Source organism: Stenotrophomonas maltophilia group sp. Smal13, assembly GCF_030236855.1.
Taxonomy (GTDB): domain Bacteria; phylum Pseudomonadota; class Gammaproteobacteria; order Xanthomonadales; family Xanthomonadaceae; genus Stenotrophomonas; species Stenotrophomonas maltophilia_A.
This window is the reverse complement of the sequence record NZ_JASJSQ010000125.1, coordinates 1-12289: the sequence shown is the minus strand read 5'-3', so window position 1 is coordinate 12289 and position 12289 is coordinate 1. Positions and strand designations below refer to the sequence as shown.

Annotated in this window: 11 protein-coding genes and 4 pseudogenes; 11 read left to right on the top strand and 4 right to left on the bottom strand. The window is 59.7% G+C overall.

Annotation, left to right across the window (positions count from 1 at the left end; translation table 11 throughout):
* Positions 1 to 2012, top strand: a 2012-nt coding sequence (locus QRO95_RS23730; RefSeq protein ID WP_285303609.1) for a Tn3 family transposase, incomplete at its 5' end; no start/stop codon positions are given.
* Between the two features lie 33 nt (positions 2013 to 2045).
* Positions 2046 to 2543 (top strand): DUF3363 domain-containing protein, encoded by a 498-nt coding sequence (locus QRO95_RS23725; RefSeq protein WP_285303608.1) that lies wholly within the window; start codon positions 2046 to 2048, stop codon positions 2541 to 2543.
* Positions 2544 to 2559: 16 nt separating this feature from the next.
* On the opposite strand, the gene QRO95_RS23720 is transcribed toward QRO95_RS23725, so the two are convergent.
* Complete coding sequence (locus QRO95_RS23720; protein ID WP_049340733.1) at positions 2560 to 3132, bottom strand: GNAT family N-acetyltransferase; 573 nt, start codon at positions 3130 to 3132, stop codon at positions 2560 to 2562.
* A 186-nt stretch (positions 3133 to 3318) separates the two neighbouring features.
* On the opposite strand from QRO95_RS23720, the gene QRO95_RS23715 reads away from it, so the two are divergent.
* The 6 genes and pseudogenes from QRO95_RS23715 to QRO95_RS23690 form a co-directional block, all read left to right on the top strand.
* Positions 3319 to 4011 carry a TetR/AcrR family transcriptional regulator gene (locus QRO95_RS23715; RefSeq protein WP_034065989.1) on the top strand — a complete coding sequence of 231 codons (693 nt, stop codon included), beginning with the start codon at positions 3319 to 3321 and terminating at the stop codon, positions 4009 to 4011.
* 58 nt (positions 4012 to 4069) lie between these two features.
* Complete coding sequence (locus QRO95_RS23710) at positions 4070 to 4990, top strand: LysR family transcriptional regulator (RefSeq protein WP_034065991.1); 921 nt, start codon at positions 4070 to 4072, stop codon at positions 4988 to 4990.
* Positions 4991 to 5000: 10 nt separating this feature from the next.
* Positions 5001 to 5105: pseudogene (locus tag QRO95_RS23705) on the top strand (DUF3363 domain-containing protein); the annotation flags it as partial.
* Positions 5106 to 5321: 216 nt separating this feature from the next.
* Positions 5322 to 6536, top strand: coding sequence for a chloramphenicol/florfenicol efflux MFS transporter FloR (gene floR, locus QRO95_RS23700; protein WP_034065992.1), 1215 nt, complete (start codon positions 5322 to 5324; stop codon positions 6534 to 6536).
* A gap of 28 nt (positions 6537 to 6564) precedes the next feature.
* A pseudogene (locus QRO95_RS23695) lies at positions 6565 to 6863 on the top strand (LysR family transcriptional regulator); the annotation flags it as partial.
* 140 nt (positions 6864 to 7003) lie between these two features.
* A pseudogene (locus QRO95_RS23690) lies at positions 7004 to 7108 on the top strand (DUF3363 domain-containing protein); the annotation flags it as partial.
* Here QRO95_RS23690 and tetR(G) read toward each other — a convergent pair.
* Entirely contained in the window at positions 7105 to 7731 is a 627-nt protein-coding gene (tetR(G), locus tag QRO95_RS23685) for a tetracycline resistance transcriptional repressor TetR(G) (protein WP_034065993.1), read from the bottom strand. The pseudogene QRO95_RS23690 and the gene tetR(G) sit on opposite strands and share 4 nt — an antisense overlap.
* Positions 7732 to 7835: 104 nt before the next feature.
* Between tetR(G) and tet(G) the strand changes: the two genes are divergently transcribed.
* The 3 genes and pseudogenes from tet(G) to QRO95_RS23670 all read left to right on the top strand — a co-directional run.
* On the top strand, positions 7836 to 9011 hold the full coding sequence (tet(G), locus tag QRO95_RS23680) for a tetracycline efflux MFS transporter Tet(G) (protein WP_034065994.1): 1176 nt from the start codon (positions 7836 to 7838) through the stop codon (positions 9009 to 9011).
* 56 nt (positions 9012 to 9067) lie between these two features.
* Positions 9068 to 10018, top strand: a complete 951-nt coding sequence (locus QRO95_RS23675; RefSeq protein WP_232471261.1) for a LysR family transcriptional regulator — start codon at positions 9068 to 9070, stop codon at positions 10016 to 10018.
* Positions 9988 to 10205: pseudogene (locus tag QRO95_RS23670) on the top strand (DUF3363 domain-containing protein); the annotation flags it as partial. The gene QRO95_RS23675 and the pseudogene QRO95_RS23670, both read left to right, overlap by 31 nt.
* Before the next feature lie 79 nt (positions 10206 to 10284).
* Here the strand turns inward: QRO95_RS23670 and fabF are convergent.
* Positions 10285 to 11547 carry a beta-ketoacyl-ACP synthase II gene (gene fabF / locus QRO95_RS23665; protein WP_049339220.1) on the bottom strand — a complete coding sequence of 421 codons (1263 nt, stop codon included), beginning with the start codon at positions 11545 to 11547 and terminating at the stop codon, positions 10285 to 10287.
* Positions 11548 to 11551: 4 nt separating this feature from the next.
* A complete protein-coding gene (locus tag QRO95_RS23660) occupies positions 11552 to 12061 on the bottom strand; it encodes a helix-turn-helix domain-containing protein (RefSeq protein WP_049339219.1) in 510 nt (169 codons plus the stop codon).
* Positions 12062 to 12289: the final 228 nt, after the last annotated feature.

Genomic DNA, 12289 nt, shown 5'->3' with positions numbered 1-12289 from the left:
TCCGTCCAATCTCCGCCAAGCATGCTCAAGCTTCACGATTTTTGCAACAGAGCCGTATTTGCCATGCAAAGGTCGCAGACGAAGCGGGGGTGGTGCGTGACACCCTGAAATCCTTCGCCGAGATCGGGGGCGCCCTGGTCGATGCACAGGATGATGGCCAGCCGCTGGGCGATGTCATCGCGAGTGGGTCAGGGTGGGACGGCTTAAAAACCCTTGTTGCAATGGCAACCAGGCTGACCGCCACCATGGCCGACGATCCGCTCAATCATGTGCTCGACGGTTATCACCGCTTCCGCCGATACGCTCCACGCATGTTGCGCCTGCTCGATCTGCGAGCTGCGCCCGTTGCACTGCCGCTTCTGGAAGCGGTGACGGCCCTTCGTACCGGTTTGAACGATGCCGCGATGACCAGCTTCTTGCGGCCCAGCTCGAAATGGCATCGCCACCTTCGGGCCCAGAGGGCTGGCGACGCTCGCCTATGGGAGATCGCGGTGCTGTTCCATCTGCGCGATGCGTTCCGCTCCGGAGATGTCTGGCTTACTAGGTCCCGGCGCTATGGCGATCTGAAACACGCACTCGTTCCGGCACAATCCATCGCGGAAGGCGGTCGTCTCGCTGTGCCATTGCGGCCGGAGGAATGGCTGGCAGACCGGCAAGCTCGCCTCGACATGCGGTTGCGCGAGCTTGGCCGTGCCGCTCGCGCAGGCACGATCCCGGGCGGGTCGATTGAAAACGGCGTTCTGCATATCGAGAAACTCGAAGCCGCCGCGCCGACAGGCGCCGAAGATCTGGTGCTCGATCTCTACAAGCAGATCCCGCCCACGCGCATCACCGATCTCCTGCTGGAGGTGGATGCGGCGACCGGCTTCACCGAAGCGTTCACCCATCTGCGCACAGGAGCACCCTGCGCTGACCGGATCGGGCTAATGAACGTTATCTTGGCGGAAGGGATCAACCTCGGCTTGCGCAAAATGGCGGATGCGACAAACACCCACACCTTCTGGGAATTGATCCGCATTGGACGGTGGCATGTCGAGGGCGAAGCCTATGACCGGGCGCTGGCCATGGTGGTCGAGGCACAGGCAGCGTTACCCATGGCCCGGTTCTGGGGCATGGGCACGTCGGCTTCGAGCGACGGACAGTTCTTCGTCGCTACAGAGCAAGGTGAGGCCATGAACCTGGTCAACGCGAAATATGGCAATACCCCGGGCCTGAAAGCCTATAGCCACGTCTCCGACCAATATGCGCCGTTCGCAACCCAGGTGATTCCTGCAACGGCAAGCGAAGCGCCTTACATCCTCGATGGCCTGCTGATGAACGATGCTGGACGCCATATCCGCGAGCAGTTCACCGACACGGGCGGCTTCACCGATCACGTCTTTGCCGCATGTGCCATTCTCGGCTACCGGTTCGCTCCGCGCATCCGCGACCTGCCATCCAAACGGCTCTACGCGTTCAATCCGTCGGCCGCCCCGGCGCACCTGCGAGCGTTGATCGGCGGAAAGGTCAACCAAGCCATGATCGAGCGCAATTGGCCCGACATCCTGCGCATCGCCGCCACCATTGCTGCCGGGACCGTCGCGCCAAGCCAGATTCTGCGGAAACTCGCCTCCTATCCGCGGCAGAACGAGCTCGCGACAGCCCTGCGGGAAGTCGGTCGCGTCGAGCGCACCCTGTTCATGATCGACTGGATTCTGGATGCCGAACTCCAACGGCGTGCCCAGATCGGGCTCAACAAAGGCGAAGCTCATCATGCGCTGAAGCGGGCAATCAGCTTCCACCGCCGCGGTGAAATCCGCGACCGTTCCGCCGAAGGCCAGCATTACCGCATCGCCGGCATGAATCTGCTCGCCGCCATCATCATCTTCTGGAACACCATGAAGCTCGGCGAGGTCGTTGCAAACCAGAAACGCGATGGAAAGCTGCTATCGCCCGATCTCTTGGCCCATGTTTCGCCGCTCGGATGGGAACACATCAATCTCACCGGAGAATATCGCTGGCCAAAGCCTTAGCGTAGGATTCCGCCCCCTCCCGCAAACGACCCCGTGTCGTCGGTCGATCTAGGCAAGCAGATCGGATCGGACGGCGCGACATGGCTGGACCGGCGATTGGTCCATGGCGAAACGGCCGACCTTGCGCCGACCGGCTTCGGCCAGCAGGTGCGCGAGGCCATGGACCAGCGCCGCGAGCATCACATCGAACAGGGCGACGCCACCCGAGCGCGGAACGGCCGCATCTTCTATCGGCGCAACCTTCTCGCCACCTTGCGCGAGCGCGAGGTTGCCCGCGTCGGCGCGGAGATGGCCGAGAGCAAGGGGCTGCCGTTCCGCGCCGCCACGGACGGCGAGAACGTCAGCGGCAAGTTCACCGGCACCGTGCAGCTATCGAGTGGCAAGTTCGCCGTGGTCGAGCAATCCCATGAATTTACCTTAGTCCCGTGGCGGCCGGTCATCGACCGCCAGCTCGGCCGCGAGGTCATGGGCGTCGTGCAGGGCGGATCGGTTTCGTGGCAGTTGGGAAAGCAAAGAGGGCTAAGCATCTAGGTATCACCCTTATGCCTCAAACCTCGACGAGATAGTTCACGCTCATTTCGGTCTTGCCGGAGGGAACAATCTCTGGCCGGGCTTCACCCACCTGTTCAAATCCCGCGTTGAGAAGAACCCGCTCCGATGCAGGGTTTTCTTGAACCGTTCGAGCGCGGAGCTTTCTCAGGCCCAACTTGCGGGCCATTTCCACGGCCATCGCGAGCGCGCGACCCGATACCTTTCGGCCACGATGCTCCGGCGCGACCCAATAGCCAATCTCCGCGTCATGCGGTTTCACGTCAAAGATCACCAGACTTCCGAGAAACGAATCCGAGGGAGCATCCGAGATTGTCAGGACGGCCAAGGTTCCATCGCGCAATCCGTCTGCAATCGTACCCCGGATCATGTCACGAACGATCTGCGGCGTATATTCGTCCAACGGCAGGTGAGCGAAGTGCTTGACCGAAGCATCGTTCGTCCCGGCGGCATATGCTTCCGCATCTGCATCCGACATGGCTCTGATCGTCACCACGCCATCTGAGATCGGCAAGACGGCGAGGAAATTTCGATCTGCCAAGCCGCCATGGGTATCGTTTTGATTGCTCATTCTTGCTTCCGCTCTTGTCTCGATTGTTTCCATCTTCGGCGCAATGCAGCGCCCGCTATCCGTGCGCGGCGTTCCGATGGACTCGCCACACAGTGCGATAGATCGATGATCGTTGACTCGAACAATGTTCGATTGATAGAGTGATGCACTAGGACACGCTCGACTGTCAAGTTTGCGGGAGTAGGAATGACTAAGAACGGACCATCGCAGACGGAGCGCGGTTCCTCGACGATTTGGCTGAAACCAGCCAAGCGAGTGCGCGACGTTCCCGGGCTGACGCGGGACCGCATCGTCCAAGCCGCTGTCGAGATTCTAGACATGCGGGGCCAAGACGGCCTGACGATCCGCAAACTGGCGGAACATCTGAACGCCGGTGCCGCATCCCTCTACTGGCATGTCGAGACACGCGACGATGTGCTTGAACTGGCACTGGATAGCGTTCTCGGTGAAATCCCTCTGCCAACAGAACCGTTGAAATGGGACAAGGAGTTGATCCGCTTCCTAACAGAATGGCGGCAGACGCTTCTACGGCATCCTTGGTCAACCAGCCTGTTCGGCTTCCGGCCGCTGCTCGGTCCCAATGCCTTGGTCCGATCCGAACATCTTCGCGCAACCCTCGCAAGGGCGGGATTGCCGAAGGCCGACATTATCCATGCGGGATACACATTATCGAACTTCATGCTCGGATCGGTCGCGACGCAAGTAGCATGGCAAGCCGGCGACGAAGCTGCAACCCGTGCGCGCATCGCCACTTTCCTTCGGGATCACGCGGCCGAATATCCAGCCCTTTCCTCGCAGATCGAGAGCGAACCCGATGATTGGGGCGAGAGCTTTTCGCGTGGGTTAGGCTGGATAATCCGTTCCTTCGCTACCTCATAGGGTGGCGAATATGCGACGGCGGAAACAGTCAACATCACTGACCGACCGCCAATGGGGGATGCCGACCGCGCTTGGATCGCGTATTCCCCTTGCCTCGCTCATCCAGACGATTGCCGTCGCCGAATATCTCAACTTTCGACACGCCGCCAATGCGCTCGGTGTGGCGCAATCCAGCGTCAGCGCCCGCGTGAAGGCGCTGGAGGACGATCTTGGCATCCTCGTGTTCGAGCGCCATGCGCGCGGCGTTCGCCTGACAGAAGCCGGACGCCATTTTGTCGAGCGGATCGCGGCCGGCATCGACCAACTTGACCATGCCGTGAAGACCGCCGGCATGGCGGCAGCCGGCGAAAGCGGTCGGCTTCGCATCGGTATCCATGCCCTGATTCCACACAGCTTCCTCGCAAACTTGATCGACCAATACCGCGAAGACCACCCCGGCATCGAGGTCGAAATCGCCGAGGGCACGGCCCGCGATACCGTCATGCAGCTTCGCGCCGACATGCTCGACATAGTTTTTGTGGCCGGCACGCCCGAACTGCCCGACTGCAATTCCCGCCGCATCTGGACGGAACCGCTGGTCGCCGTTCTGTCGGAGCGGCACCGTCTCGCCGGGCAGGCAAGCGTCACATGGGCCGATCTGGTCGGCGAGACGTTCCTAGTCCGGCATGGCGGCACCGGCCCGCAAGCGCATGACCATATCGTTTTGCGCCTCGCCGGGCGCTGGCCCGCGCCGTCGATTCTGCGTTTCGACGTGGGGCGCGGCACCCTGTTGTCCATGGTCGGACAGGGGTTCGGCATCACCATCGTCGGGGCAGCCACGGCGCTGCTGCCAACGTCCGGCGTCGTCTTCCTGCCGTTCGCCGACGAGCCGGAACCGATTACGTTCTCGGCCATCTGGTCGCCGTCCAACCGCAGCGCCACGCTGAAAAATCTGCTCTGCCTCGCCAGCCACATGGGGCAGATCGCCCGCACCGACTGAATCTAGCCGCTGGCGGCCGGTCATCGACCGCCAGTTCGGCCGCGAGGTCATGGGCGTCGTGCAGGGCGGATCGGTGTTGTGGCGGTTGGGGCGGCAAAGGGGGTTGGGACTTTAGAGCACCTGAAACGGCGTTGCGACACCGGCGCTATTCGGATAGGATAGATATTCGTATTGCCAAATGTGGGGCTATCAGCATGGGAAACGCCAAGTCAGCCGACAAGTAAGCCGCAACAACAAGCACTGTTGTTGCGGCGTTCTGTAAGATCAATCCCAATCTGATTGTTGACGAGCAGACGCCGCCCGGAATCCTTAATCGAGCGGTTGATTCGTCATGACTATCACACGCCCCGCGTGGGCTTATACGTTGCCGGCAGCCCTGCTGCTGATGGCTCCCTTCGACATCCTCGCGTCACTGGCGATGGATATTTATCTCCCCGTCGTCCCAGCGATGCCCGGCATCCTGAACACGACGCCATCCATGATCCAGCTCACGTTGAGCCTCTACATGGTTATGCTCGGCGTGGGGCAGGTGATCTTTGGCCCAATATCGGATCGCATCGGGCGACGGCCGATCTTGCTTGCGGGTGGGGCGCTTTTCATCGTCGCTTCTCTCGGAGCGGCATGGTCGTCAACGGCCGCAGCCTTCGTCGCTTTTCGCCTGCTACAAGCGGTCGGCGCGTCGGCGGCGTTGGTAGCGACGTTCGCGACGGTTCGCGACGTTTATGCCAGCCGCCCGGAGGGTGTCGTCATCTACGGTCTTTTCAGTTCGATGCTGGCCTTCGTGCCCGCCCTTGGCCCCATCGCCGGAGCACTGATCGGCGAGTTTTTCGGATGGCGGGCGATATTCGTCACGCTGGCTGCACTTGCGTTGCCTGCACTCTTGAACGCCGGTTTCAGATGGCACGAAACCCGCCCCTCGGATGAAGTAAACACACGCCGTTCCGTTTTGCCTATCTTCGTGAGTCCAAACTTTTGGGTTTATACGGTCGGCTTTAGCGCTGGCATGGGCACCTTCTTCGTCTTCTTCTCGACAGCCCCCCGAGTGCTCATAGGCCAAGCCGATTATTCCGAAATCGGGTTCAGTTTGGCTTTCGCCACTGTCGCACTCGCCATGATTGTGACAACCCGTTTCGCGAAGTCCTTTGTAGCCAGATGGGGCATTGCGGGATGCGCGGCGCGTGGGATGGCGTTGCTCGTTTGCGGGGCGATTCTGTTGGGAATCGGTGAACTTTTCGGTTCACCATCGTTCCTCAGCTTCATCCTGCCAATGTGGGTAATGGCAGTCGGTATTGTCTTCACGGTGTCCGTCACCGCCAATGGTGCTCTCGCACAGTTCGACGACATCGCAGGATCGGCAGTCGCCTTCTACTTCTGCGTCCAAAGCCTGATCGTCAGCATCGTCGGGACACTAGCGGTAACGCTGTTGAACGGAGATACGGCTTGGCCCGTGATCTGTTACGCCACGACGATGGCGATGCTAGTTTCGACGGGTCTTGCGCTACTTCGATTCCGTGAGGTTCACGCCGAGAGGTCGCCGGTCGTCTGACCGGCGACTGGCAGGACGGTCGGCACCCATGCGGCGCACCCGTCATCGCAGCTTCATGAATGGCGGTATCCTGTCCGGCAGGATACCGCTCATTTCCCTTGTTCAGTTCATGGCCGTTGCCGAGCATCTGAATTTTCGGCACGCGGCCAACGCGCTCGGCGTCAGTCAGTCGAGCGTCAGCGCGCGCGTGAAGGCGCTGGAGAAAATCTTGGTGTCCTGCTGTTCGAGCGCCATGCGCGAGGCGTCCGGCTAACGGATGCAGGCAGACATTTCATGGAGCTGGTCGCGGTGGGCGTCGATCAGCTCGATCACGCCGTCAAGACCGCCGGCATGACAGCGCAAGGCGAATGCGGCCGGCTACGCATCGGTGTCTATGCCCTGATTCCGGGCAGCTTCCTTGCAGAGCTGGTCGGCCAGTATCGGAAGGACTATCCCAATCTCGACATCGAAATCACGGAGGGCACCGCTGGCGGCCGGTCATCGACCGCCAGCTCGGCCGCGAGGTCATGGGCGTCGTGCAGGGCGGATCGGAATCGTGGCAACTCGCGCGGCAGAGGGGGATAAGCCTCTAATCTGTTGTAGATGAACGCAGCCGCTCGAAACCAGCGATGAGGCTGTCGAGGCCGAAGTTGAAAGCAGCATCCATGCCGTCTGTTTCCAACTCGTGAAACAGATCGTGCAGGAAGGACGCCGGTGCTTGCTCGGACACATCTGGCCTGTCCGAAATTCTCTCATCGGCATCAGATGCCTGCTGTTCGAGAACGGAACCGACCACATAGTGACTGATCGCCCGGAGCGCCCAAACGGCGCGCTTCGGGTTAAAGCCCGCCGCGCAGAGAAAGCGTATTTGTGTCTCGGCGGTGCCAAAATTCGGTTCTGTCGGTCGAGTGCCGGCATGGATACGCGCGCCGTCGCGATAAGAGAGCAACGCCGTTCTGAAACTCAGAGCGTTCTCTTTCAGGAACACCCGCCAGTCTTCATTCCCTTCGGGCAGCGAGCGGGTGTGGCGTTCCGCCAGCATCGCCTCCGCAAGTGCGTCAAGCAGCGCTCGCTTGTTCTGGAAATGCCAGTAAAGCGCAGGCTGCTGAACCTTGAGGCGTTCAGCGAGCTTTCGCGTCGTTAAGCTGTCCATGCCAACCTCGTTCAGCAGTTCCAGCGCCGCCGCGATCACGGTGCCTTTGTCCAGTTTGGTCATTCACGTTCCTCTGCCAGTGCTTGACAATTTATCATCGATAAGTTATATGTCTATGCCCTTATCATTGATAAAGTCGCTCGCATTGAGCGGCGCTGGAGTTTCAGGTGCGCAGCTCTGCCATTATCGCCCTGCTGATCGTCAGTCTCGACGCCATGGGACTCGGCCTCATCATGCCGGTCCTTCCGACGCTTCTGCGCGAGCTTGTGCCGGCGGAGCAGGTCGCTGGTCACTATGGTGCTTTGCTGTCACTCTATGCGTTGATGCAGGTCATCTTCGCGCCCGTGCTTGGACAGTTTTCAGATGCTTACGGTCGGCGTCCGGTGCTTCTGGCTTCTCTTGCGGGGGCCGCAGTCGATTACACAATTATGGCATCAGCGCCGGTCTTATGGGTTCTCTATATCGGCCGACTCGTTTCTGGCGTCACGGGAGCAACCGGGGCCGTAGCTGCCTCAACCATTGCCGATTCGACGGGGGAAGGTTCTCGCGCGCGCTGGTTCGGCTACATGGGGGCCTGTTATGGAGCAGGCATGATTGCCGGGCCAGCACTTGGTGGCATGCTCGGTGGTATTTCTGCCCATGCTCCGTTTATCGCCGCTGCCCTTCTCAACGGCTTCGCGTTCCTGCTTGCCTACATTTTTCTCAAGGAGACTCATCACAGCCATGGCGGGACCGGAAAGCCGGTTCGCATCAAACCATTCGTTCTGTTCCGGCTGGATGATGCATTGCGCGGGCTAGCTGCGCTTTTCGCAGTTTTCTTCATTATTCAACTGATCGGCCAAGTGCCTGCGGCCCTATGGGTCATCTATGGCGAGGACCGTTTTCAATGGGACACCACGACTATTGGTTTGTCGCTTGCGGCGTTTGGAGCAACACATGCGATCTTCCAAGCGTTTGTTACCGGCCCGCTTTCAAGCCGGCTTGGAGAGCGGCGCACGCTACTCTTTGGCATTGCTGCGGATGCGACTGGCTTCATTCTTCTGGCTTTTGCCACGCAGGGATGGATGGTGTTCCCGATTTTGTTGCTGCTTGCCGCCGGAGGTGTTGGCATGCCGGCCTTGCAGGCAATGCTTTCAAACAATGTCAGCAGTAACAAGCAAGGAGCTTTACAGGGAACGCTTACAAGCCTCACCAATCTAAGCTCTATCGCGGGACCGCTTGGCTTCACGGCACTCTATTCTGCCACCATAGGAGCATGGAACGGTTGGGTTTGGATTGTCGGCGCGATTCTCTATTTAATATGTCTGCCAATACTACGCAGACCTTTCGCAACTTCATTGTGATTGAGTCATGGCGAATTGGTATGCGTAGATTTACGAGGAATGACGGATTAAATCCGTTGAGCCATCATCTCCTCTCGGGGCGAGTGCCGATGATGACCTTAGTTCACACTCTCGCCGTCGCCGAATATCTGAACTTCCGCCACGCCGCCAATGCGCTCGGCGTGGCGCAATCCAGCGTCAGCGCCCGCGTGAAGGCGCTGGAAGAAGACCTTGGCATCCTTCTGTTCGAGCGCCATGCGCGGGGTGTTCGGTTGACCGAGGCCGGACGCCACTTCGTCGAGCGGATCGCGGCCGGCATCGACCAACTCGACCATGCGGTCAAGACCGCCGGCATGGCGGCAGCCGGAGAAAGCGGCCGGCTTCGCATCGGTATCCATGCCCTGATCCCTCGCAGCTTCCTCGCAAAGCTGATCGGCCAATACCGCGAAGACCACCCCGGCGTTGAAGTCGAAATCACCGAAGGCACGGCCCGCGATGCGGTCATGCAGCTTCGCGCCGACCGGCTGGACGTGGTGTTCGTGGCCGGCACGCCCGAGCTGCCCGACTGCCATTCCCGCCACATATGGACCGAACCGCTCTTGGCGGTGTTACCGGAGCGGCATCCGTTCGCCGAGCGGTCGGCCGTTACATGGGCCGATCTGGCGGGCGAGACGTTCCTTGTTCGGCATGGCGGCACTGGCCCGCAAGTTCATAGCCATATCGTGCTGCGCCATGCCGGACTCTGGCCCGCGCCGTCGATCCTGCGCTTCGACGTGGGGCGCGGCGCGCTGCTGTCCATGGTCGGACAGGGCTTCGGCATCACCATCGTCAGTGCGGCCACGGCGCTGTTGCCGTCAACCGGCATTGTCTTCTTGCCCTTCGCCGACGAGCCGGAGCCGGTCGCCTTCTCGGCTGTCTGGTCGCCGTCCAACCGCAGCGCGGCGCTTCGCAACCTCCTCAGCCTCGCCAACGACATGGACCGGCAGGTCTGCACGAATTCAGTACTGCCACGGATAGCGAGGGCGTGAGCTGCAAGTCCATCGGCACCGTACAATTATCCAGCAGCAAGTTCGCTGTGGTTGAAAAGAGCCATAAATGCACCCTTGTCCCGTGGAGGCAGGTCATCAACCGCCAGCTCGGCAGCGAGGTCATGGCATCGTGCAGGGTGGATCGGTATCGTGGCAGTTGCGCGAGCAGATAGGACTGGCGCTATAGGATCAACGCTATATTCGGCCTTCCTCTCAACATCATAGCGAACCGAAGTAGTCGCATAAGCCGCCACCGTCAGGAACTGTTACTGCCATCGCCGGAAAGCGACACTTGCATTAACGCCGCCAAAGCCGAACCCGTTGGAAATGGCATGTTCCATGAGAATAGGACGTGAAGACTGATAAACGAGGTCGATACCTGCGACCGCAGGATCGGGGTTTGCTAAATTTCTCGTTGGGGGAGCGATTTGATCCCGTAGGGCGAGTATCGTGAAAATCGCCTCAATGCCGCCTGCGGCACCAAGTAAGTGTCCGGTCGCCGATTTCGTGGCGCTTACCGCCACATCATGATTGCCAAAAATGGATTTTATCGCCGCTATTTCTCCACGATCCCCTACGGGGGTGGAGGTCGAATGAGCGTTCAAATGCTGAATATCGACTGGCTTCAACCCGGCACTCTGGAGCGCGATTTTCATCGCACGGGCCGCGCCTCGACCGTCCTCTGGACCGGCAGTCATATGGTGTGCATCAGCGGTAGTGCCGTATCCTACCAGTTCGGCTATGGGCTTGGCACTCCGAGCGAGGGCATGTTCCAGTTCCTCTATGACGATCAGACCCGCCCCTTCGGACATTACGAAACCATCGCGCCCGGCGTCGAACGGCCTCGACGCCAGTTCCGGGGTAGTATTGTAGCCGGTGGATAGTGCTCGGGCGGCAGCAAATGCGCCGAGACTAACCTTGTCAATGCATGCCTCTGCTCCGCCGCACAGAGCGATGTCGGCCTCGTTGGAGCGTATCAACCGCGCGGCGTCGCCGATGGCCTGAACGCTAGCAGCGCAGGCAGTTACAGGCGTGCCAATAGGACCTGTAAATCCATGCCTGATGGTAACCTGTCCTGCCGCGAGGTTGGCAAGAAACGATGGCACGGTAAACGGTGAGAGCCTCCGTGCTCCCCGTGTATCCGTTATGCGAACTGCCGAAGCGATAGCAGGAAACCCGCCTATACCAGAGGCGATAATTGTCGCCGTGCGCTCACGTTCGTAGTCGCTCGTGGGATGCCATCCCGCCGTTTCGAGAGCCTCCTTCGCGGCCGCAAGTGCAAACAGAATGAAGCGATCCATTTTCCGTTGATCCTTTGTGTCAACGATCAAGTCGGGATCAAAACCGGCTTCGGAATCTTCAATCAGGCTGGGAACGATTCCCCCGATCTTCACCGGTAGATCGTTGGAGATTTCATCGGGCAAACTCCTGATTCCCGATTTCCCGTCGAGAAGTCTTTTCCAGCTTGTTTCGATGCCAGAACCAAGAGGGCCAACTAAACCCATGCCGGTTACAACAATTCGGCGCATTGGATTATTCCGTTTCTTTTTCTGAGCTTATTCGCTTCACGCGATTTATGACGCGCATCGTTTCCTCTGTTGCGGCGGGGCCTGCCAGAAGAACGGTGTTTTCAGGAGTAATTGCTTCTCCTGTATCCGCGTCTATGATAACGGCGGTCCTCTCCCGTCCGGTTTTCTTGTCTCCAAGGCGCATGGCTATTTCATTGGGTGCAAGGTTCCGGTTCCCCCATGCGAACAGGGCGATTGCTACCGGATAAAAATCTCGCCCCTTGTCGGTAAGGACGTATTCAAATCGAGGCGGATGATCATTGTATCGCCGCCTTTCAAACAGTCCTTCCGCCGTGAGATGCTTCAATCGCCTCGCCAAAATGTTCGCGGAAATTCCGAGGTTTTTCTCGAATTCATCGAACTTGCTCAACCCTTGGAAGGCGTCTCGCAGGATCAAGATGCTCCACCAGTCACCGACGCTTTCCAGCGCTCGGGCTGCGGGACATTCGGATGACAGAAAGCTTGTTCGTTGCATGGCACATCCATAATGATGTAACTTCTATTATGCAAGTTACATCTATGACAGCGGCGACATGACGCGAGGGCCATCCGATGCGTCCGTTGCGGCGATTCGCCCAGCCAGTTGGGCAGCGGCGATCATCCCGCCGGATGACGGTGAAGGCACCCCGTCCTATTTGCCGCCGATAGGGCTCTGTTGCAAAGATTGGCGGCAGTCAGAGGTAGGCTGTCGCTCTGCGCCGAT